Origin of the sequence: Nocardia sp. 852002-20019_SCH5090214 (genome assembly GCF_001665865.1) — a bacterium.
In the GTDB taxonomy this organism is placed as follows: domain Bacteria; phylum Actinomycetota; class Actinomycetes; order Mycobacteriales; family Mycobacteriaceae; genus Nocardia; species Nocardia nova.
In genome coordinates, this window is sequence record NZ_LZMK01000268.1 from 38,782 (window position 1) to 58,776 (window position 19,995).

18 protein-coding genes are annotated in these 19,995 nt (G+C 66.4%); 8 read left to right on the forward strand and 10 right to left on the reverse strand.

The genetic code is table 11. From position 1 onward, the window contains the following. The first annotated feature begins 100 nt into the window (after positions 1 to 100). Positions 101 to 1,171 (forward strand): acyl-CoA dehydrogenase family protein, encoded by a 1,071-nt coding sequence (locus A5780_RS20480; protein ID WP_064909285.1) that lies wholly within the window; start codon positions 101 to 103, stop codon positions 1,169 to 1,171. A gap of 71 nt (positions 1,172 to 1,242) precedes the next feature. On the opposite strand, the gene A5780_RS20485 is transcribed toward A5780_RS20480, so the two are convergent. Then, positions 1,243 to 1,890: a TetR/AcrR family transcriptional regulator gene (locus A5780_RS20485; protein WP_064909286.1), complete on the reverse strand. Its 648-nt coding sequence runs from the start codon at positions 1,888 to 1,890 to the stop codon at positions 1,243 to 1,245. A 217-nt stretch (positions 1,891 to 2,107) separates the two neighbouring features. Between A5780_RS20485 and A5780_RS20490 the strand changes: the two genes are divergently transcribed. After that, positions 2,108 to 3,262 carry an amidohydrolase family protein gene (locus A5780_RS20490; RefSeq protein WP_063009532.1) on the forward strand — a complete coding sequence of 385 codons (1,155 nt, stop codon included), beginning with the start codon at positions 2,108 to 2,110 and terminating at the stop codon, positions 3,260 to 3,262. A gap of 35 nt (positions 3,263 to 3,297) precedes the next feature. Continuing rightward, complete coding sequence (locus A5780_RS20495) at positions 3,298 to 3,501, forward strand: hypothetical protein (protein ID WP_064909287.1); 204 nt, start codon at positions 3,298 to 3,300, stop codon at positions 3,499 to 3,501. A 152-nt stretch (positions 3,502 to 3,653) separates the two neighbouring features. Here the strand turns inward: A5780_RS20495 and A5780_RS20500 are convergent, their stop codons facing one another. Both A5780_RS20500 and A5780_RS20505 read right to left on the reverse strand, forming a co-directional pair. Continuing rightward, positions 3,654 to 4,841: an acyl-CoA dehydrogenase family protein gene (locus tag A5780_RS20500; protein ID WP_064909288.1), complete on the reverse strand. Its 1,188-nt coding sequence runs from the start codon at positions 4,839 to 4,841 to the stop codon at positions 3,654 to 3,656. Between the two features lie 42 nt (positions 4,842 to 4,883). After that, entirely contained in the window at positions 4,884 to 5,669 is a 786-nt protein-coding gene (locus tag A5780_RS20505) for an enoyl-CoA hydratase/isomerase family protein (RefSeq protein ID WP_104363342.1), read from the reverse strand. A 286-nt stretch (positions 5,670 to 5,955) separates the two neighbouring features. Here A5780_RS20505 and A5780_RS20510 point away from each other — a divergent pair, with 286 nt between their 5' ends. Together A5780_RS20510 and A5780_RS20515 are read left to right on the forward strand one after the other, a co-directional pair. Then, on the forward strand, positions 5,956 to 6,549 hold the full coding sequence (locus A5780_RS20510) for a TetR family transcriptional regulator (protein ID WP_197521816.1): 594 nt from the start codon (positions 5,956 to 5,958) through the stop codon (positions 6,547 to 6,549). 22 nt (positions 6,550 to 6,571) lie between these two features. After that, on the forward strand, positions 6,572 to 7,459 hold the full coding sequence (locus A5780_RS20515) for a 3-keto-5-aminohexanoate cleavage protein (protein WP_064909290.1): 888 nt from the start codon (positions 6,572 to 6,574) through the stop codon (positions 7,457 to 7,459). 310 nt (positions 7,460 to 7,769) lie between these two features. Here the strand turns inward: A5780_RS20515 and A5780_RS20525 are convergent, their stop codons facing one another. From A5780_RS20525 to A5780_RS20535, 3 genes are all read right to left on the reverse strand, one after another. Next, entirely contained in the window at positions 7,770 to 9,302 is a 1,533-nt protein-coding gene (locus tag A5780_RS20525; protein ID WP_064909292.1) for an AMP-binding protein, read from the reverse strand. A 118-nt stretch (positions 9,303 to 9,420) separates the two neighbouring features. Beyond that, complete coding sequence (locus tag A5780_RS20530; RefSeq protein WP_231983027.1) at positions 9,421 to 11,907, reverse strand: CaiB/BaiF CoA-transferase family protein; 2,487 nt, start codon at positions 11,905 to 11,907, stop codon at positions 9,421 to 9,423. Between the two features lie 72 nt (positions 11,908 to 11,979). Then, positions 11,980 to 13,443 carry an aldehyde dehydrogenase gene (locus tag A5780_RS20535; RefSeq protein WP_064909294.1) on the reverse strand — a complete coding sequence of 488 codons (1,464 nt, stop codon included), beginning with the start codon at positions 13,441 to 13,443 and terminating at the stop codon, positions 11,980 to 11,982. Positions 13,444 to 13,645: 202 nt separating this feature from the next. Between A5780_RS20535 and A5780_RS20540 the strand changes: the two genes are divergently transcribed. The 3 genes from A5780_RS20540 (at position 13,646) to A5780_RS20550 (ending at position 16,370) form a co-directional block, all read left to right on the forward strand. Beyond that, a complete protein-coding gene (locus A5780_RS20540) occupies positions 13,646 to 14,257 on the forward strand; it encodes a TetR/AcrR family transcriptional regulator (RefSeq protein ID WP_063009549.1) in 612 nt (203 codons plus the stop codon). 118 nt (positions 14,258 to 14,375) lie between these two features. After that, complete coding sequence (locus A5780_RS20545) at positions 14,376 to 15,206, forward strand: mycofactocin-coupled SDR family oxidoreductase (protein ID WP_064909295.1); 831 nt, start codon at positions 14,376 to 14,378, stop codon at positions 15,204 to 15,206. A gap of 177 nt (positions 15,207 to 15,383) precedes the next feature. Continuing rightward, complete coding sequence (locus A5780_RS20550; RefSeq protein WP_064909296.1) at positions 15,384 to 16,370, forward strand: NADPH:quinone oxidoreductase family protein; 987 nt, start codon at positions 15,384 to 15,386, stop codon at positions 16,368 to 16,370. 12 nt (positions 16,371 to 16,382) lie between these two features. On the opposite strand, the gene A5780_RS20555 is transcribed toward A5780_RS20550, so the two are convergent. The 4 genes from A5780_RS20555 to A5780_RS20570 form a co-directional block, all read right to left on the reverse strand. Beyond that, on the reverse strand, positions 16,383 to 17,279 hold the full coding sequence (locus A5780_RS20555) for an NAD-dependent epimerase/dehydratase family protein (RefSeq protein ID WP_064909297.1): 897 nt from the start codon (positions 17,277 to 17,279) through the stop codon (positions 16,383 to 16,385). Between the two features lie 173 nt (positions 17,280 to 17,452). Further along, on the reverse strand, positions 17,453 to 17,896 hold the full coding sequence (locus A5780_RS20560; protein WP_064909298.1) for a nuclear transport factor 2 family protein: 444 nt from the start codon (positions 17,894 to 17,896) through the stop codon (positions 17,453 to 17,455). A 48-nt stretch (positions 17,897 to 17,944) separates the two neighbouring features. Beyond that, a complete protein-coding gene (locus A5780_RS20565) occupies positions 17,945 to 18,688 on the reverse strand; it encodes an SDR family NAD(P)-dependent oxidoreductase (protein ID WP_064909299.1) in 744 nt (247 codons plus the stop codon). Beyond that, positions 18,685 to 19,989: an acyl-CoA dehydrogenase family protein gene (locus A5780_RS20570; protein ID WP_064909300.1), complete on the reverse strand. Its 1,305-nt coding sequence runs from the start codon at positions 19,987 to 19,989 to the stop codon at positions 18,685 to 18,687. Before A5780_RS20570 ends, A5780_RS20565 begins: the two co-directional genes overlap by 4 nt. Between the last annotated feature and the right edge of the window lie 6 nt (positions 19,990 to 19,995).

Here is a 19,995-nt window from a genome sequence, read left to right on the forward strand (position 1 = left end):
TCACGCGAGCCGGAAATCCGGCTGTCGTATGCTCTATTCAGAAGATAGCTGACATGGTTAACTAGGTCAACATTCAGTAGGCTTTCAAGGGAGGAACGCCGTGGATTTCGCACTGAGCGCCGAACAGGAAGACCTGGCCGCCGGCGAGCGCGCGTGGCTGGTCAAGAACGACCCCATCGCCGCGCGGCGGCCGAGCATCGATGACGGTCCGGCGCGAGTTCCCGATCTCGCCGCGCGACACGTCGTGGAGTCGGGACTGGTCGGCCTGCTCACCGCCGAGACGGGTGGGACCCACGTCGACCTGGCAGTCCTGGTCGAAGAGCACGGACGGGCCGCCAGCGCCGTGCCGCTCGCCGAACTGGCGCTGGCCACCGCCGCACTCGACACGCTCGACCATCCGCTGCATACTCTCGCCACCGCGAATGCCGATGGGAAGGAGTCGGTCCCCCTGGCCCTGGCCTCGGTCGACGGAGCCCCGCTCACCGTGGAGATCAGCGGCACGGAACTGCGGATCACCGGCACCACAGCGCCGGCGACAGCACTGCTCGATGCCACCGGATTCCTGGTTGCCGCACCGACTTCCGACGGCAGGGAGGTTCTCGTCCACCTGCCGGCGAACAGCGCAGGCGCCGGTGTACGCACCCTGGAAACGCTCGACCTCACCAGATCCTGGTCAGTCATCGAGCTCGACGTGACAGTTCCGGGACAGCGCTGGACAACCGTGCCGGCCGGCACCGTGCCCGCGCTGGCGGACGCGCTCGCCTTCTACCGGAAGATGGATGCGCTGGGCGCCGCCGAACGTCTGGTGGAACAGACCGTTGAGTACGCCGGTCAGCGCACCCAGTTCGGCCAGCCGATCGGCTCGTTCCAGGCCGTCAAACATCACTGCGCCGATATGGCACTGCGGACCGAGGCGGCGCGGGCGTCACTGTGGGCCGCCGCCGCCGCCCTCGACGGGGCCGACGCCGCTCGCCGCGCCACCGCGGTGTCCGCTGCCGCAGCCTACGCCGGCGAGGCGACCAGTACCGTCGCCTCTCTCGCACTGCAGGTGCACGGTGGGATCGGCTTCACCTGGGAACACGACCTGCACCTGCTGACCCGCCGGATCAAAGTGGACGAGTTGCTGAACGGTTCGGTCAGCTGGCACCGCAGGCGACTCGTCGGCGCCTGAGCTCGCACTGGGCCCGGTTCAGCTCTCCCGCAGCGTCATTCGATGCGGGCAGACAGCTTTCCGGCGGCGACTCATGAGCTCCCGGGCCGGGCCCGGTCCCGCGCCGGACCCAGTCCGAACTTCGCCGGATCCAGGCACCCGATGTAATCGAGCGCGGTGTCTATCGCCTCGTTCAGTTCGGCACGGGTGCGGCACTTGAGCACGACGCGCGCCGACTCCGCACGCATCGCCAGCAGAAAATCGCGAAGTAGTTTCTCCCGTCGCGTCGACCCCAGCCGCAGCAGCGCGATGTCGTGATCGCTGCCCCGGCGGGCCTGCCCCCGGCGGATCGCGTCGAAGCCCGGCGGCGTATCACCCATGGCCACGACTCGCGCGCGAGATTGGTTCTCCCACAACAGCTCCAGATACGCTCGGGTGCTCACCCCGTACAGTCGCATCGGATCGTCGATGCCGTCCGCGCGGGCTTTGTCGACCGCCTCGCGCACCCGCCCGTCGATCCGCTCGATCAGATCGGCCCAGATCGCCAGGAACACCTCAGCCTTGCCACCGAAGTGGTGATAGATGCTGCCGACGCTGACTCCCGACTTGTCGACGATATCCGCCATCGTCACGGCGGTGAATCCGCGCTCGCCGAAGATCTCCGCGGCGGCGTCGAGAACCCGATCCTTGGTTTCCGGTGAACTCGTCCAGCCGCGGGTGCGGCCCTTCGTCTCCGTCATCGATCGATCCTCCGTAGCCCGAGATCTGCGCCTTGACTTCTCCCACCCTCGGTGGTGATAATCACCTTACATTTTAAAATGTCATTCTAGAAACTAATTCTGCTCGTCTGGCCGTTCCCGGCACCGGAGCACAGCGGCCGGCCCGCGGGGACCACCCCGCCCGGCATCGGCAGCACAATCCGTCTCACCCTCACGGTGAGCGATCAGGAGGCATCACATGACAATCAAGCTGTGGGCGAACTCGGCGGACTCGCACTTCCTCGAGCCCGAGGACCTGTGGCGCACCCGGCTGCCGAAGCGGCTCGCCGAGCTCGTCCCCCGATCGGAGAAGGATCCGGATGGCAAGTGGGAGACGGTATTCGTCGACGGCCAGGCCTTCCGCCGCCGGCTCCCCACCATCTCGCAGGAGGAGTTCTTCGCCGCGAGCCACCGTGCGCCCGGCTCCGGCGACGTGACCAAGCGGCTGCCCGACCTGGACGAGGAGGGCATCTGGTCGGAGCTGGTTTTCCCGTCGCTGGGCATGTGGGCATCGTCGTTCCGCACCCCCGAGGTGTTGCGGGAGGCGACCCGGGCCTCCAACGACTGGGCCAAAGAGGTCATCATGGACTACTCGCCGCGCCTGCTCCCCACCGCGCAGGTCTCGACGCTGTCCATCGAGGACGCGTGTGCCGAGTTGAAGCGCTGCGGCGAGATGGGATTCAAGGCCGTATTCCTGACCGTGGCGCCCCACCCTCAGCAGAAGGACTACAACCACGACGCGTGGGAGCCGTTCTGGGCGCTCGCCGAGGACATCGGCATGGTCATCTCGTTCCACATCGGCACCGAACCGATCGATATGGCCAGCGGCGGCGCGGCCGGCGTCATGTACCGGGGCCCCGGCGGCGCGGTGCTGAACTACACCGAGACCACCTTCGGCGGCCAGCGCGCGGTGATGAAACTGGTCGCCTCCGGTGCGCTCGACCGGCATCCGAACCTGAAAGTCCTTGTCTCCGAAGGCGGTGCCACCTGGGTGCCGTTCATCGCCGACCGGATGGAGGAGGGCTATCGCCAGCACTCGCAGGTGGTGCGCCCGAAGCTCAACCGCTCGCCGAAGGAGATCATCTACTCGCAGGTGTACGCGTCGTTCCAGCACGACGAATCGGCCGTCCACGCGATGACCGCGATGGGCTACAACAACGTCATGTGGGGCAGCGACTACCCGCACATGGAAGGCACCTACGGGCACACGCAGAAGACCCTGCACCACCTGTTCGACAACGTCGACCAGAAGACGCGGGACCGCATCACCTTCGGCGCGTTCCAGGAACTGTTCCCCGACGCCCCGCTGCCGCCCGCCCCGGGCACCGTAGCGCCGGCCGCGGCGACTGCCTGACGGCCCGCCGCCTCCGAAAGAATCGAGAACACCTCATGGAAGACAGCGTTCTCTACGACCTGCCGACGGAGTTCTTCGCCGACATGGCCGCCGCCTCGGGCTACTGCGACGCACAGTCCATCCTCCCCGCCGACGGCAGGTATCTGTGCCACTGCACATGTGGCCGCTGGGACGTCGAGGCCCCCAGTCGCGACGAGGGTTTGGCCCTGGCCCGCGCCCACACCGCGGATACCCAGTAGCACGATCGAATACGAGACATCCGCATCGCGCCCCACCGGCCGGTGCGGATGCCTCGTTCGCCGAGCCCCAACTGGCGCGAATCACAGGAAACCAGCCCCGGAGCGCATGCGCTCCGGGGCTGGTTTCACTCGACAGCGGTGTCTATCCGGCCTCAGCGCGGCAATTTCAGTCCGCGCTCGGCGATGATGTTGCGCATGATTTCCGAACTGCCGCCCGCGATCGTGTACGCACGGGCGTAGAGGAACTCGTCCTGCCAGCGGCCGCGGTCGACGGCGGCCGGGTCACCTTCGACCAGGATGCCCGCCTCGCCGCACAGTTCCAGTGCGAACCGTGAAATGTCCACGCCCAGTTCGCTGAACATCAGCTTGGCCATGGGCGCATCCTGCACCCGCTCGGTGCCGCGCGACCATCGGCTGATGTTGGCGTAGACCAGTGCCGACAGCGCCTCGACCTCGGCTCGGAATTTGCCGAGTGTCTCCTGGACCGCCCCATCTTGAATGCCAGGTCGCCCATCCCGGTTGATTCGCTTCGCGAGATCTTCCAGCGCGTCCACATTCCCACGCAACCGCACCACGCTGGTCGCGACGCCACTGCGTTCGTGTCCAAGGCTCGAATTGGCAATGGCCCAACCGGCATTGAGCTCACCGATCAGGGCGTCGGCAGGCAGTTCGACGTTGTCGAGGAACACCTCGTTGAAGTCCGATGTCCCGGTCATTTCGCGCAGCGGCCGCACATCGACGCCGGGCAGGCTCATATCGACGATGAAGGCGCTGATGCCCTGGTGCTTGGGCGCGCCCGGATCTGTGCGGGCCAGCAGATAGCCGTAGTCGGCCCAGTGGCCGTTGGTGGTCCACACCTTCTGACCGGTGACCCGGAAGCCACCGCCCTCGGTGCGAACGGCCTTGGTGCGCAACGACGCCAGGTCACTGCCGGAGCTGGGTTCGCTGAACAGCTGGCACCAGGTGTCGGCGCCGGAGCGAATGCCGGGCAGATAGCGCTGACGCTGTTCCTCGGTCCCGAAGTCGATCAAAGCATACGAGACCAGCGTGCCCGCACCCGCGAAATGCGGAGCCTGCGCGCGGGCGATTTCCTCGCCCACCACCACATCACGCTCGGCCGAGTACGAACTACCTTGTCCCCCATATTGTTCCGGCCAGTCCTCGCCCATGTACCCCGCAGCGTAGAGCTTGCCGATCCACTCGGTGATCAGCGCGTGCTCGGCCCGATTCTCGGCACTGCGCACACCGGCCTTCGGCGGGATCGCGGGCGCGTTGGCCTCGACGAATTCCCGCACCTCCAGCCGGAACCGTTCCAGCTCCGGGCTCATTCCATAGTCCATCTCAGCTACTCCTTCTGCGGACGCGCCTGGGCGACCCCGTGGTCAGCGAACCTCGTACTTCCGGGTAGGCACCTCGGAACGCACGACCTGCTCCTGCCCGATCGGATTGCCGATAATCGTGTACGACATGGCGGTGGCGAGGGCGTGCGAGCGGCCGGTGTCGCGAGACTCCCAGATCGCCCGGACGCTGCCCTGCACCGCCGCCGGCGGCTTGGCGGCGATCCGCGCGGCGAGGTCCTGCGCCCGATCGCGCAGCTGCCCCCGGGGCAGCACCTCGGTGACGAAACCGATCTCGAGCGCACGCTGGGCCGACATTCGTTCGTCGAGTCCGAGCAGGACCATGCGCAGCACCTCCCCGATCGGGATTCGATGGGCGAGACCGATCGGCTCGAGGGCCGCCACCATGCCATAGGAGACGTGCGGGTCGAAGAACTCGGCATCGTCGGCGGCAATGATGATGTCGGCTTCGTTGAGCCAATACAGGGCTCCCCCGGCGACCATGCCGTGCACCGCGCAGATCAGCGGCTTCCAGCACCCATTCTGCTTGGGTGAGAGATCGACACCGGGATCCTCCCGGCTGAAGGGGTTGTCGGCGAGGAAGGTCCCTTCCTTCACATCGACACCGGTGCAGAATGCGCGATCACCGTTGGCCTGCAGCACGATCGCGTGCACGTCGTCCTCGTTGGCGGCGAACCGCCACAGTGCCTTGAACTCCGCGCGCATCGCGTCGGTGAACGAGTTCAACCGATCCGGCCGGTTGAGCGTGATGGTCAGCACGTGCTCCTTCAGCTCCGCGATGACCGTGGTCAAACCGTTCAGATCCACCATTCCTCCTGCAGTCGCGCCGATATCGACAAAGCTTACTAAGTTATCCTTCATATGTCAGTAGTCGGGTTGCGCATCCGAAGAGTAGAGGCCAGGAGGCCACCGGGGTCGCAAAGTTCGCCCCCCGCCACCGCTGCGAGACCCCGGTCGGACGATCACCGGCCGGATGATCATGCGGCAGCATTGTCACAATCTGCCAATTGTGGCATAGTAAGACACAACGACTCCGGACTTCGGTCCCGGACAACGCCACGCAAGTTCACGCAGATTCGGGGTTGAAATGGCGTCGATGGATGTGCAGCACGGGAGGCGACAGGGTCTCGGCTTGGCCGACGCGTCGCGGGCGACCGTCGAACTCTTCATCGAGTCGGGTTCGAGCGCGTTCTCAGTGGCGGAACTCGCGGCGAACGCGGGCGTCTCGGAGCGGACGTTCCACCGCTACTTCCCGCGCAAGGAGGACGCGGTACGACCGTTCCTGCGCGGCGGTCTGGAACGCGTTATCGACATCTTCACGTCGGCCGAGCCCGGACTCCCTCTCCAGCAGGCAGTGGAAGACGCGTGGGCCCAGTCCTGGCCGGTCAAATACCCCCGCGAGGCAGCCCGGCTGCACGTGGTGCTTGCCGGTTCCGAATCGCTGCATGCCGTTCTGCTTCAGGAGACGCTGCACAGCGAGGAACGCTGGGCGTCGGCACTCGCAGCCACACTCGGTGTCGGCGCACGGTCCGCGACGGCCAGGATGGCCGGCGCCGCGGTGGTCGCCGCCTTCCGGCTGTCGTGGGAGGCATGGTCGGAGCAACCGGATCTCGATCCGATGGTCGCGATCCGTCAGCACAACCACTGGTGCGGCCACCTTCTCGGAGGCCGCACCGCACCGCCGGACTGAATGTCCGGGGAAGGAAGGAATCATGTCCACCGATGTCACCGGGCGCCCCCTCGTCATCGAGGTCGCCATGTCCCCCGTCGTCGCCAATGCCGGAGGCGAGGAACTGAGCACCAGCAGCATCGTCGAAGAGGCCCGGAACTGCCTGTCCGCCGGCGCGGGCATCGTGCATTGCCATCATGACTTCTCGTTGCCCATCGACGACGCGATCGCCCAGATCATCGACGTCAACCGCGGGATCCTCGCCGAGTATCCCGGGGCGCTGGTGTACCCCGCTTATATGCCGGGACACAAGGTCGAGGAACAGATGCTGCATCTGCGTCCGCTCGCGGAATCCGGCCGGATGACGATGTTCGCCTTCGACCCCGGCGTGACCGAGCACGGCCGGGCGGACGATTCGGGCCTGATGACCGGCTCGATCGTCAGCGGCACCACCTTCGCCCAGGCCACGGCGATGACCGAACTCTCACACGAATTCGGAGTTCCCTGTTCGCTGGGGATCTTCAACCCCGGCGCCATCCATTGGGTCCGATCCCTCGGTGCGGCAGGGCGTTTCGTTCCCGGAACAGTTGTGAAATTCTACTTCGCCGGTGGGTCCGCCTGGGGCGCGAAGGAATCCGGCCCGACCTTCGGTTTGCCGCCGACCAAGGAAGCACTCGACATCTACCTCGGCCTGCTCGAGGGCGCAAACCTGCCCTGGACCGTATCATTGATGGGTGGTGAGCTGCTCGAGACGGACCTCGCGCGCTACGCGGTCGAACGCGGCGGGAACCTGCGGATAGGCCTCGAAGACCCGCTGCGCACCGTCGGCCACACCAACACGGACATGATCAAGCAAGCCATCGCGCTCGCCGACGAGGTCGGCCGGCCGATCGCCACGTACCAGAACGCGCTGGACGTGCTGTCTTCCTGAGGTCCACAGAAGTCCCGGCCGGAAAACGGGCATCGATGTCGGCCCGTCACGTGTTCGTGACCGATGCCCGCGATCCGAGCATCGCCGCCTGCACCGCACCCGATGCCGAAAAACACCTGGGAGTACTACCAGGTGCTCGGCAGGCGCGGGAACGTGTATCGGCGCCGAACCAAGATGTCTCCGAATGGATTCGGTTCAACCTGACCGCCTCCCATCAGCAGGCCCCTACCTGCATGCGCGGCGGGTTCGTTCCGGCACGGTGAAGCGGTGTCGGGTCACTCCTTCCATGAAATTCAGGCTGTGTGATCTGTCAGCTTCGTCGTCCCGGCGGGCTCCATATGGAGTTCAACTCGATGCTGTCGAGCAGGCCGGCCTTGAGAATCTTGTTCGTCGGCGTGCGCCGTAGAGCATCGGTCAGGGTGAGGTATTTCGGCAGCGCGTGTTTGGGTAGGCGGCTCGTCATCCACTCGTAGAGTGCCGGTTCGTTCAGAGCGGAACTTTCCACGACCTCGGCGGCGACCAGAACCTCGTGTCCCGCAACGGAATCAGGTACACCGAGTACCGCGCTGGCGACAACTTCCGGATGCTCGTCTATCACCGCCTCGATGGCGGTGGCCGAGATGTTTTCGCCCAGCCGGCGAATGGTGTCACCGGCCCGGTGCAGAAATTCGAAGGTGCCGTCGACGTGCTTGATGACGATGTCGCCCGTGTGGTACCAGCCGCCCGCCAGTGCGCGCTCGGTCGCCTCCGGTTGGTTCAGATAACCCACCATGATCATGAGCCGGTTGTCGGGGCGAATCCAGAGCTCTCCGGGCTTGCCGTCGGCTACGGCTCGTCCGTTTTCGTCGACGACTCGAGCCCGATAGCCCTCGCGTACCCGCCCGCACCACGTGTGCGCGAGATCGGGTGGCTCGCTCAGCACCAAGGGGAAACCGACCTCGGTGGAGCCGTAGAGGTCATAGCATTTCACGCCGAATCGTTGCGCGAATTCCGCGGCGAGCGCGACGTTGTGGCCCGCGAACACCGACCGCAGCGGGTTGCCGGCGTCGTCCGCGCGCGGTGGCCGCGCGAGCAGGAGTGAGGCGATCAGAGTGGCTGTGGTGCACCCGAATTCGCGGATGTCGTCCATGGCGGCCTTGGCCGAGAACCGTTCCCGGAAGACGACCCGGCCGCCGGTCGCGCACATCGACACCAGGGGGCTGCGCCCGGTGACATGGAACATCGGATGGCAGTTGTAGGTCACGTCGTCCGGGCCCAGAGGGATTCGATCGGCCATGGTGGCGAACTGGGCCCAATCGAGCATCACGCCCTTGGCGGGTCCCGTACTACCGGAGGTGTAGATCACGCACGCGATATCGGCCGGCATCGGCAGTGCATCGAATGACATGGTGGCGGTGCTCAGCGTCTGCCACGCACCACGCTCGACCGCGCGAACCACCAAGGCCGGCCGGGCATTTCGGAGGTGGTCGACGAATTCCGGCCGGGCCAGGCACAGGATCGGCGCGGCGTCGTCGAGGACATGTTCGAGGAAGGCGCCCTTCAGTTCGGGATTGACCGGGACCTCCACCGCGCGCAGGCAACCGAGCGCCAGCCAGATCATCGCCGCGTCGATCGATGGCGGCAGCAGAGTCGCCACCCGGGCGCCGGGCCGCACACCGAGATCACGCAGATACTCGGCCCAGTTGCGCACCCCTTCCCACGTCTCGCCGTAGGTGGCACGGGCGCCGGACACCTCCTGCAGAAACGGCCGATTCGGTTCCGATGCAGCGCGAGAACGCAATTGGGCCGGCAGCACCGACGCCGGATCGGTGACCTTGGATGCGAGCGTCGATGCGGCGGACAATCGGAGTCTCTCCTCGTCGTACTTCGGTAGCCGACCGGCACCGGGCGGGTGATTCGCGCGGGAGCCGGCACAGTGGTGAGCCGCGGGCGCCGGCGAGCGCCCGTGTGCCCTCACCGATTCAGTTGTCGCAGGCGATGATTCCGAGCTCGACCAACTCGTCGATCCGCTCCTCCCCGATCCCGATCTCACGCAGCACCGGCCGGGTGTGCTGGCCGACGGTGCAACCCGCATCGGCCTTGGTCCGCGAACGCGAGAAACGGGTGAGCGGGGCCAGCCGACGGTGTTCGTCGAAGATCGGGCTGATCGCTTCGACACTGTATCCGGCCTCGAAGAACGGATCGGACTGCAGTGCCGACTCGGAGTTGCGCTCGAGGATCGCGACACACCCGACGTCGAGGGCGGTGAGTTCGTCCTCCCACTGCTGTTTTTCCTTGCCCGCGAACACGTCCGCGAGCACGTCCGCGAGGGCGGCGTCGTTGGTGTGGCGATCCTGCACGGTGGAAAAGCGGGAATCCGAGGCCAGATCGGCATAGGGCGACAGCGCCTTGACCAGCGCCTCCCATTCGCTCGACAGCGGCGCGGCCAGGAAGACCCAGCCGTCGGCGGCCTGGTACATCCGGTAGAGCGCGCCCAGCCCGTAGAACTGCGCGTCGGGAACGTCGATCTCCGGCCGCCCCGCATAGCTGGTGTTGTACGAGATCAGCGCTTGGTGCACGGTGCCGAGCATGGTGGTCACCATGTTCGACAGTTCTACGCCATTGCGTTTGGCATACAGGCCCACCAACATCGCCGAGGCGACGCCCAATGCGGCGATGCCGTCGGATTGCACGGCCGGCACCGCACCGGCCGCATGCAGCGTGCGCGCTCCGGCTCGCAGAGCGTCTCGGTCGCGGGGCGGGTTCACAGCGTCGCGACCGTCCAATGCCGACAGTCCGGTGGCCGCGCCGATCGAGGGCGCGTAAGCGGGCCGGGCCGCGTACGGACCCTCGACGCCATAGCCGGGGGTGCTCAGATACACAATGTCCGGGTTGATCGCCTTGAGTGTCGTCTCGTCGATCTGTGCCCGCTCGGCGGCCGCGCCCCGGAAGCATTGCAGCACAATGTCACTGCGCCGGACCAGCTGGTAGACGAGCTCCAGTCCGTCGGGCGTCGTGAGATCTACCGCGACACTTTCCTTACCCTGCAACACCTTTGCCCCACCAGCCTCGGGGAAGGCCACCAGATTGCGGATATTGTCGCCGCCGATCGGTTCGACCTTGATCACCCTGGCGCCGAGGTCGGCGAGCAGGGTCGCACCGTAGGGTCCGGCGAACATGGTGCCGAATTCGAGGACCGTCACGCCGTGCAACGGCAATTCCTGCGGCGCGGCACTCTCCTCGGACGAATTCGACACTGCCACAGCTCGATTCACCGCGGGTGCGGCGATGGCGGCCCGCACCTCGTCATCGTGCTGGCCCGCCAGCGGTGCCGGACCCGGCACGGTCAACGGCTTACCTTCGGTATGGATGAGAGTGGAGGGCTGGCGCACCGGCCCGACCGCGGGGTTGTCGACCGTGATGACTCGTCCCTCCGCCACGACCTGCGGATGGTCCAAGGCCTCCTCGGGCGTGCGGAAGGCCTCGGCGCTGATGTCGTGATTGGTTTCGAAGACGTGCTGCCATTCCTCGAAGGTGCGCGCGCCGACACGGTCGAGCATCATCTCCCAGAACTCCGTGCGGAGGCCGGGGGTCGGCAACATCGGGAAGCCGGTCCATTTCGGATCGGCCAGTTCCTTCACCAGATCGAGTTCGGCGAGCCATGCCTGCATCAACCGTGGCGCGGTCTGCGCGAACTGCAGCCAGCGACCGTCCTTGGTGGCCGCGATCAGCAGCGCGTAGATCAGGTACGCCTGTGGGCGTCCCGCATCATCGTAGGCCACATCCATCGGGCTGAACGCGTCGGGGTAGCGCTCGAGGACCATCTCGTAGAACCAGTTGTACGGATCCATCGCGCCCATCCCGGTCACCAGGTTGGATTCGACGGCCTGCCCTCGGCCACTCGACATACGCTCGATCAGCGCGGCCAGGATGCCGTGGACGGCGGCCTGCGATGCGCCGAAGGAGGCATAGGGAGCGGCGACGAAGGCCGGTCCCGGACGGATGGTCAGCTGACGCTTCTCGAACATGACACCGGTCTTGGCCATCACCAGACCTTCCCAGCCCTTGTAGTCCTTCCACGGGCCGGAACTGCCCCACCCGGTGATCGAGGCCCAGACCAGCCGCGGGTACTTCTCGGCCAACGATTCCGGCGTCAGCCCGATCCTGGTGGCCGAGGCCGGCCGCATCGTCGTGATAACGACGTCCGCGGTGCTCAGCAGCGCCCTGAGCGTGGCGAGATCCTCGCCGGCACGAACGTCCAGCGTGACGCTGCGTTTGCCGCGCAACAGACCTGGCCAGCCGGGGAGGTCGCGCAGGTCGCTGCCGCCGGGCGGGTCGACCATGATGACGTCCGCGCCGCAGTCGGCCAGAAACTGGCTCGCCTGCGCGCCCGGCAATGTGGTCGAGAGGTCGATGACCACCAAGTCCGCGAGGGGACCCGAGCTTCTCTGGTCCGGTCCTGTCGTCACGGTGAGTTCCTTTCGTGCGAATCCGCTCGGCACCGCGGTGCCATGCCCGGCCCGTGGCCGGGCGGCGAAAGATCAAGCGATGGCGATGTTCTTGAACCGCAGGAACTCCTCGATGCCCTGCCGGCCGCCTTCCTTGCCCAGGCCGCTGAGCCCGATGCCGCCGAACGCCCGGTTCACGCCCAGGTTCATGGCGCCGTTGATCAGCACCTCTCCAGTGATCAGTTCCTCCGCGACTCGGTGCGCGCGGCGCAGATCGTTGGTCTGGATGTAGCCGGACAGGCCGTATTCGCTGTTGTTGGCGATCTCGATCGCCTCCTGCTCGGTCGCGAACGGGGTGATGGCCAGCACCGGGCCGAACACCTCTTTCTGTGCGAGTTCGGACTGCGGGTCGACGTCGGCGAAGACGGTCGGCTCGAGGAAGAATCCGTCGGCCAGCGCCCCTTCGACCCGGCGACCGCCGGTGACCAGCCGTGCGCCGTCTGCTCGAGCGCGCTCGATCATGCCGAGGATTCGGTGCAGCGCCGCCTCGTTGACGACCGGGCCCGATACGGTCCCCTCGGCCAGCGGATCGCCGACGGTGATGAATTCGGCGAACGCCTTGACCCGGCCGATCATCTCCTCATAGATGCTGTCCTGCACCAACATTCGGGTGGGTAGCGCACAGCCCTGACCGCTGAGCGCGCCGATGGACATCATCGTGCCGTGCGAGCACGCCTGGTCGAGATCGGCGTCCGCGAACACGATATTGGCCGATTTGCCACCGAGTTCCAGCACCGACGGCTTCATCAGATCAGCACAGCTGTGCAGGATCTTGCGTGCGGTGTCCGGACCGCCGGTGAAGGTCACCTTCTTGACCAGCGGATGCTCCACGAGCGCGGCCCCCGCCTCGGGCGCACCGGGCAGGATATTGACCACGCCGGCCGGAATGCCGGCCTGATCGACGAGGTCGGCGAAGAGTTCTGCGGTGAACGGGGTCAGCTCGGACGGCTTGACCACGACGGTATTCCCGGCCGCCAGCGCGGCCGGAATCTTCATCGCCAGCGAGATCAGCGGTCCGTTCCAGGTGATGATCACGCCGATCACGCCATAGGGCTGCCCGAGGGAGTAGGAGAACTCGCCGTCCGGGCCGAACGATCCGGTGACCTCCGAAGTGAGCTTGTCCGCCCAGCCCGCGTAGTAGCGGGTCCACTCGATCGAGGAGGCGACCAGACCGGCCGCGACCGGAATGGGCGTGCCATTGTCGATGGCACCCAAGCGAGCGAACTCGTCGGCGTTGGCTTCGATGAGGTCGGCGAGCTGGAGCAGCAGCCGGCGACGCTCCGAGGGCCGGGTGCGGCGCCAGTCGGCGAAGGCCTCGTGCGCGGTGCGTGCCGCCAGGTCGACCTCGGCCCGGCCCGCCAGCGGAATCGTCGCGTCCACCCTGCCGTCGACGGGGTTGATGTGCTGATGCGCTCCGCCCGATCCACTGGTGATCCGCTCGGCGCCGATCCGAAGGTGCACCGCGGGCCTGGTCGTGTCGATTGTCTGACTGGTCATGGATGAGTCACCGCGCTTCATTGCGATCGAATTTTGACAACGCCATCTTAGTTAACGATGTTGCGCAGCCCACACAGTATTACGGACAGCAAAAGTCCGCAAGTAGCACCATATGACTACCACCGGACAGCTCAGCCGTCCGACTGTGGTTGGTTTGATTCGAGGCGAACGCACGGACAGCTCGCACGAAGAGAGGCACTCCATGGGTCGGCAAGCCACACCACTCGGACGTCCGCGCGACCCCGAACTGGACGAGAAGCTCATGACGGCGGCGTTACTCGAATACGCCGAACTGGGCTGGGGCGCCTTCACCATGCAGGGCGTGGCCCGACGCGCGGGCGTCGGAAAGTCCGCCCTCTATCTGCGCTGGGCGAACAAAGAACAGCTCCTACTCGACAGCATCGAATCGGTAGCGCTGACTCTACGGGTCAATATGGACACCGGCTCGCTGACCGGCGATCTGACCGTGCTCGCGACCGCACTGCTGGAACATTTCCTGGACCCCATCGGCTGGGCGACCCTGCGGATCACGATCGATGTCACCGCCGAGTTCACCGATCTGCAACCCTTCCAGCAGCGCATCGTGAACTCGTTGCGCGCCTTCGCCGACGGAGCCTTCACCCGCGCCGTCGAGCGCGGCGAGATGGCCGCGGACATCGCCCACGAACCGCTGATCGAATCCCTGTTCGGCGCGGTACTGATGCACACACTCTCGCGCACCCAGGAGGGTCGCGCCCACGCCCGCGCCCACCCCGCCGAGCACGTCGGACCGCTCGTCGATGTCATCGCTCGTTCGGTGCGACCACCGAAATAGTAATTGCACATAGATAACTTCGTTGGTTACCTTAGGTTCACATGCACCGCATGTTCCATACCCCGTACACGGGGGCCTCCTGCGCGGCGAACCCGTGTCGAACCGACGGAGGACCCCCATGCCCGGACTCGAAGGCAAAGTCGCCCTGATCACCGGAGCCGCACGCGGACAGGGCCGCTCACACGCGGTGCGCCTGGCGAGCGAAGGCGCCGACATCATCGCCCTCGATATCTGCGCTGATATCGACACGATGGACTACCCCAACGCCACCCCCGAGGACCTGAAGGAAACGGCCGCCCAAGTCGAGGCGCTCGGCCGCCGCATCGTCGCGATCGAGACCGATGTCCGCGACGCCGCCGCGACCCGCACCGCGGTCGACCGCGGTCACGAAACCTTCGGGCGGATCGACATCGTGCTGTCCAATGCCGGCATCGTCCGGCTCAGCGATGGGCCCGACAATTACGCGCAGGCGTGGCAGGACGTGGTGTCGACAAATCTGAGCGGCGGCTTCCACGTGGTTGATGCCGCTGTGCCGCATATCGTTTCCGGCGGACGAGGCGGTTCGATCGTCTTCACCGGATCGACGGCGGGCGTGCGCCCCACCGCGAGCCTGAACACCGCCGCGCTGGCCTACACCGCGTCCAAATGGGGCCTGGTCGGCATCTGCAAGCAGTACGCCGCATCGCTGGCCGAACATTCGATTCGAGTCAACATCGTGCATCCGACCGGCGTGGCATCCGGCATGACGATGAACGAGGCCATGGCCCGGCTCGCCCAGGAGGCGGCGGCGGGCGGCGACAACTCCATCTCGCAGATGCAGAACGCGATGCCGATCGAGATCCTGCAGCCGAGCGATATCTCCGACGCCATCGCCTTCCTGGTCTCCGATCAGGCGAAGTGGATCACCGGCGTCTCCCTGCCGGTCGACGCGGGCTTCTCCGTCCGCTGAGTCCAGCTTCGGACGGCGGTCACAGCGGCCGCCGTCCACCGGAGGGGGTGCTCACATCCTCACGAAGCCGGGTCCACCAGCCGGCATACCAATCCAGAACGCCATTCTGAAATATGATTCTGAAATTGGCATGACGCCGCCCTTTCCGGGGAGAGCCGAACGACGAGGAGACGACACGTGCGCGCGGTTCGGTGTGAGACCTACGGTGGGCCCGAATCCCTTACTGTCACAGACATTCCGGCCCCCGAGGCGGGTCCCGGACAGGTGGTCGTCCAAGTAGCGGCCGCCGCCGTCAATTACCCCGATGTACTGGTTGCCGCCGACCGGTACCAAATCAGTGTTCCGACACCATTCACCGTAGGAAGCGAGTTCGCGGGCACCGCACTGGCGGTGGGCTCGGGAGTACGAGCCGTCGCACCCGGGGATCCGGTCATGGGCGTGGCGTTCACCGGCGCCTTCGCCGAGCAGATCGCGGTACCCGAAGGTGCCCTGTCGCCGATTCCGGACGGGTTGAGCATGATTCATGCCGCGGCGTTCGGCGTCACGTATCGGACGGCGTATCACTCGCTGGTCACCATCGGCGAGATGCGGCCCGGTGACTGGGTGGTCGTCCTGGGCGCCGCGGGCGGAGTGGGCACCGCGTGTGTCGATATCGCGACCCGGCTCGGGGGCCGGGTGATCGCGGCAGCGTCGTCGCACAAGCGGGTCGAATTGTGCCGCCGCCTCGGCGCGGTCGCGGGTATCGCCTACGAGTACGAGAACCTGAAGGACCGCATCAAGGCGACCACCGGCGGTCGCGGCGCCGACGTGGTTATCGATCCCGTCGGCGGCGCCTATGCCGAACAGTCGATCCGCGCCACCGGCTGGGGCGGACGTTACGTGTGTGTCGGCTTCGCGAACGGCGAGATTCCGCGCATACCGATGAATCTCGTGCTGCTGAAAGGAGCGATCCTGCGCGGCTTCGAGATCAGAACCCTCGCCGAACACCGGCCCGACGCCGTATCCGAGGGGACGACGGCGATCGCACGCATGATCTCCGAGGGCATGCGGCCGTACGTCTCCGAGGTGTTCGCACTCGAGGATGCGCCGCGCGCGCTCACCCTGATGCGGGAGCGCGGAGCCCGCGGGAAGATCGTCCTCGACCCCACGATGCGGCCACGATGAGCGAGTACCGGCTCAGCGCCGATACGCCGGGTGGGACACCTCGTCGAGAATGTCGAGATGATCCGGATGCGGCGTCCAGCCGAGTTCCATCCGCGAGCGGGGGGCGCGCGAAGGACTGCATACGCCGAAGGCGATGAGCGCGGTGAACGTGTCCCAGATCGTCACCGCTTCGGCGAGATCTACACTGCGCGTGGGTATTCCGAGCTCACGCGCTACCGCCTCGGCCAGGGTGCGGAAATTGGTCTCACCCGAGACCGCATAGTACAGCGCGCCGGCCGTTCCTTTGTTGACGGCGAGGCGATACACCTGCGCCACATCGTCGACATGCACATTGGGATACAGGTTCAGGCCGCGGCCGACATAGCAGACCTGGCCGGTCCGGGCGGCGGACCGGTAGAACCCCTCGATCATCGGGCACTTGCCGTGACCCCAGATCACCGCCGGGCGCACCACCATCGCGCGGACCCCACGCCCGGCAGCCGCCCGGACGAGGTCCTCGGTGTCACGGCGTCTGCCGATGTACTTCGACGCGACGAAGTCGTCGTCTTCAGCGAAGGTGTCCTCACTCCATTCCCCGTCCGTACGTTGGGACAAAACCCCGGTCCCCGAGGTGAAGACGAACGTCTTTCCGGTGCCCGCGAGCGCGTCGAGCAGCGCCTCGACGGTCTGCCATTCGGGCTCCAGAAGTAGTTGCGCCGCGAAAAGGATCACCTCCGCGTCGTCGAGCAGTGCCAGGGTCCCCGGCAGGTCCGTGAGGTCACCGGACACCGGCTCGGCGCCCGACGCTTTCACCTGCTCGGCCGCGGCGGCGTTACGCACCAGTCCGGTCACCGCGTGGCCCGCACCGACGAAGCAACGCACGAACGCCGAACCCAGGTAACCGCCTGCGCCGAGAATCAGAACTCGCATCGCGCGATCTCCAATGTCGTTGTAGTGGAAGTAGTCTGCGCGGCTGCCGTTATGGCCGCGCCTGAACGGGGTCGGCGCAATCCGCGGTCTCGCGGATCACGGCATACTTCGGATCGGGCTGTCCCGAGCCCAGGCCGTCAGCCACCCTTGCCCCTCCGGGCCCGTCGAAAGGGTCAGGGCCGCACCGGTTGACGGCCTGCGAACCAGCTGCCGGGCGCTGCCGCGTCGACGGCCACCAATCGGTGCGCGAACAGCCATCCCTCCCCCGTCTCGATCACCACGTCGCGGTAGCGGCCCCAGTGATCGGGTCCGTCGGCGGTCAGCACCACGAAGTACGAGGACGCCTCGATCCGGCCCGGCGCGATCGAGGCGAACCGGAGATTGGTCACGAGGTGCCGAATGAACCGTGGCGCCGGCGACTCGGATCCGGGATTCGGCGTGAGCATCTCGATGATCGCGGCACGGCCGACCGCCGCCGGACGGCCCTTGACCTCGAGTATTCCGTCCTCGGTGAAACATCCGGCCAGCGTCGCGAGCCGCATCCGGTCCCCGCTGTGCGCATAGGTCGCGACAAGGTCGCGCACCTGCTCCCGGGCGACCAGTTCAGCGTGATCCATGCAGTCCTCCCGGCTCCCGGCGGTCGCGTCGTGTCCTCTCCGTCGATGTCAATACAGACCACCGTCTACCCGGATCAGCGAGGCCGTGGTGTAGCTCGACGCGGGACTCGCCAAATACAATGCGGTGGTGACGATTTCGGCCGGATCACCGGGACGTCCGACAGCGCTGGGAGTGAACCGCCGCGCCTGTCCGGACCATGCCTTGGAGATATCGGTGAGGAACGGGCCCGCCGAGATGGTGTTGACCCGGACCTTCGGTGCGTACTCGCGCGCGAAGACCTGTGTCAGCGCGTTCAGTCCGGCCTTCGCGCCGGAGTACGGACCGAATCCCGGCTGCGGCATGAGGGCACCGGACGAGGACACGTTGATGATCGAGCCGCCCTCGCCCGCCGCCATCCGCTCCCCCACCAGAGCACACAACCGGAACGGGCCCTTGAAGTTGACGTCGACGATCTTGTCGAACAGCTCCTCGCCGGTCTGCGCGGACGACGGGGCCAGCGGCGACATCCCGGCATTGTTGACCAGCACGTCGACCTTTCCGAACTCCGCGTAGGCGGCCTCGACCAGGGCATCGATCCGATCCCACTTGCCGACGTGGCAGCTCACCGCAAGCGCTCGGCGTCCCAGTGCCGCAACCTCTTTCGCCACCGCCTCGCACGCCTCGGCCTTGCGGCTGGTGATCACGACATCGGCGCCGGCCGCGGCGAAAGCCAGCACCATCTGTCTGCCCAGTCCTCGGCTGCCCCCGGTGACGAGCGCGACCTTACCCGCGAGTGAAAACAGATCCGTCATGCGAGTCCGTGCTCCTTCAGAATGTCGGCGTACCGCGCGCGGGCGGCCTCGCGTCGCGTCGGAATGTGTTCGGAGGGAAACAGTCCCGCGGCCGGCCTGTAGCCTTTGAGCACCTGTTTGGCCACAGTCGCCTTGTGCACCTCGGTGGGACCGTCGGCCAACGCCAGCGAGGGCACGCTGGTCCACCACTCGTAGAGCGGCAGTTCGGCGGTGACACCGAGGGAGCCGTGGATCTGCACCGCACGGCTGATGATGTCGGCGAAGATCTTCGCCATCGCCACCTTGCACATCGCGATATCGGTGCGGGCCGTGCCGTGCGGCTCGTTGTCGATGATCCATGCGGTCTGCAGCACCAGCAGCCGGAACTGCGCCAGCTCGATCCACGAATCCGCGATGAACTGCTGGACCATCTGCTTGTCCGCCAGCAGTTCTCCCTGAGTGTGCCGCGACAGCACCCGTTCGGCCATCATGTCGAAGGCACGTCGACATTTGCCGACCGTGCGCATCGCGTGGTGGACCCGGCCGCCGCCGAGCCGGGCCTGGGCCACCTCGAATCCCTGGCCGGCGCCGCCGAGGATCGCATCGGCGGGCACCCGCACATCGTTGTAGCGGATGTAGCCGTGCGTGCCCTCGTCGAGTTCCTCCCGGTCCGGCATCACCACCACATTGCGGATGATCTCGATGCCGGGCGTTTCGGCGGGCACCACGAACATCGACATCCGGCGATAGGGCGAGGCGTCCGGGTCGGTGACGGCCATGACGATGAAGAAGGCCGCGTAGCGCGCATTGGAGGAGAACCACTTCTCTCCGCTGATGACCCACTCGTCGCCGTCGCGGCGTGCGGCACAGACGAACTCCTTCGGATCGGCGCCCGCCTGCGGCTCGGTCATGGAGAAACAGGAGACGATATCGCCGTCCAGCAGCGGCTGCAGATACCGCGACTTCTGCTCCGCGGTCCCGAACATGGCCAGGATTTCCGCGTTGCCCGTGTCCGGAGCCGCAGTACCGAATACCGTCGGCGCCCACATCGACCGGCCCAGGATCTCGTTCATCAGTGCGAGTTTCACTTGCCCGTAGCCCTGTCCGCCGAGATCGGGACCGAGGTGGCAGGCCCACAAACCCTGCTCGCGCACCCGGTCCTGCAACGGTTTCAGGATCGCCCGGGCCGCGGCGTTCTCGGTGTTGTAGGGCTGGCCGATGTGCGGGAAGAGCAGGTCCAGCGGCTCGCACTCCTCACGCACGAATGTATCCATCCAGTCCAGCTTGGCCTGGAAGTCGGGCTCGGTCCGGAAATCCCACATGTACTC

Excerpts from the sequence above, each read along its gene's own strand:
- A5780_RS20485 (WP_064909286.1), bottom strand. The coding sequence starts at position 1,890 with ATGACGGAGACGAAGGGCCGCACCCGCGGCTGGACGAGTTCACCGGAA.
- A5780_RS20490 (WP_063009532.1), top strand. The coding sequence starts at position 2,108 with ATGACAATCAAGCTGTGGGCGAACTCGGCGGACTCGCACTTCCTCGAG.
- A5780_RS20495 (WP_064909287.1), top strand. The coding sequence starts at position 3,298 with ATGGAAGACAGCGTTCTCTACGACCTGCCGACGGAGTTCTTCGCCGAC.
- A5780_RS20500 (WP_064909288.1), bottom strand. The coding sequence starts at position 4,841 with ATGGACTATGGAATGAGCCCGGAGCTGGAACGGTTCCGGCTGGAGGTG.
- A5780_RS20505 (WP_104363342.1), bottom strand. The coding sequence starts at position 5,669 with ATGGTGGATCTGAACGGTTTGACCACGGTCATCGCGGAGCTGAAGGAG.
- A5780_RS20510 (WP_197521816.1), top strand. The coding sequence starts at position 5,956 with ATGGATGTGCAGCACGGGAGGCGACAGGGTCTCGGCTTGGCCGACGCG.
- A5780_RS20515 (WP_064909290.1), top strand. The coding sequence starts at position 6,572 with ATGTCCACCGATGTCACCGGGCGCCCCCTCGTCATCGAGGTCGCCATG.
- A5780_RS20535 (WP_064909294.1), bottom strand. The coding sequence starts at position 13,443 with ATGACCAGTCAGACAATCGACACGACCAGGCCCGCGGTGCACCTTCGG.
- A5780_RS20540 (WP_063009549.1), top strand. The coding sequence starts at position 13,646 with ATGGGTCGGCAAGCCACACCACTCGGACGTCCGCGCGACCCCGAACTG.
- A5780_RS20545 (WP_064909295.1), top strand. The coding sequence starts at position 14,376 with ATGCCCGGACTCGAAGGCAAAGTCGCCCTGATCACCGGAGCCGCACGC.
- A5780_RS20555 (WP_064909297.1), bottom strand. The coding sequence starts at position 17,279 with ATGCGAGTTCTGATTCTCGGCGCAGGCGGTTACCTGGGTTCGGCGTTC.
- A5780_RS20560 (WP_064909298.1), bottom strand. The coding sequence starts at position 17,896 with ATGGATCACGCTGAACTGGTCGCCCGGGAGCAGGTGCGCGACCTTGTC.
- A5780_RS20565 (WP_064909299.1), bottom strand. The coding sequence starts at position 18,688 with ATGACGGATCTGTTTTCACTCGCGGGTAAGGTCGCGCTCGTCACCGGG.
- A5780_RS20570 (WP_064909300.1), bottom strand. The coding sequence starts at position 19,989 with ATGTGGGATTTCCGGACCGAGCCCGACTTCCAGGCCAAGCTGGACTGG.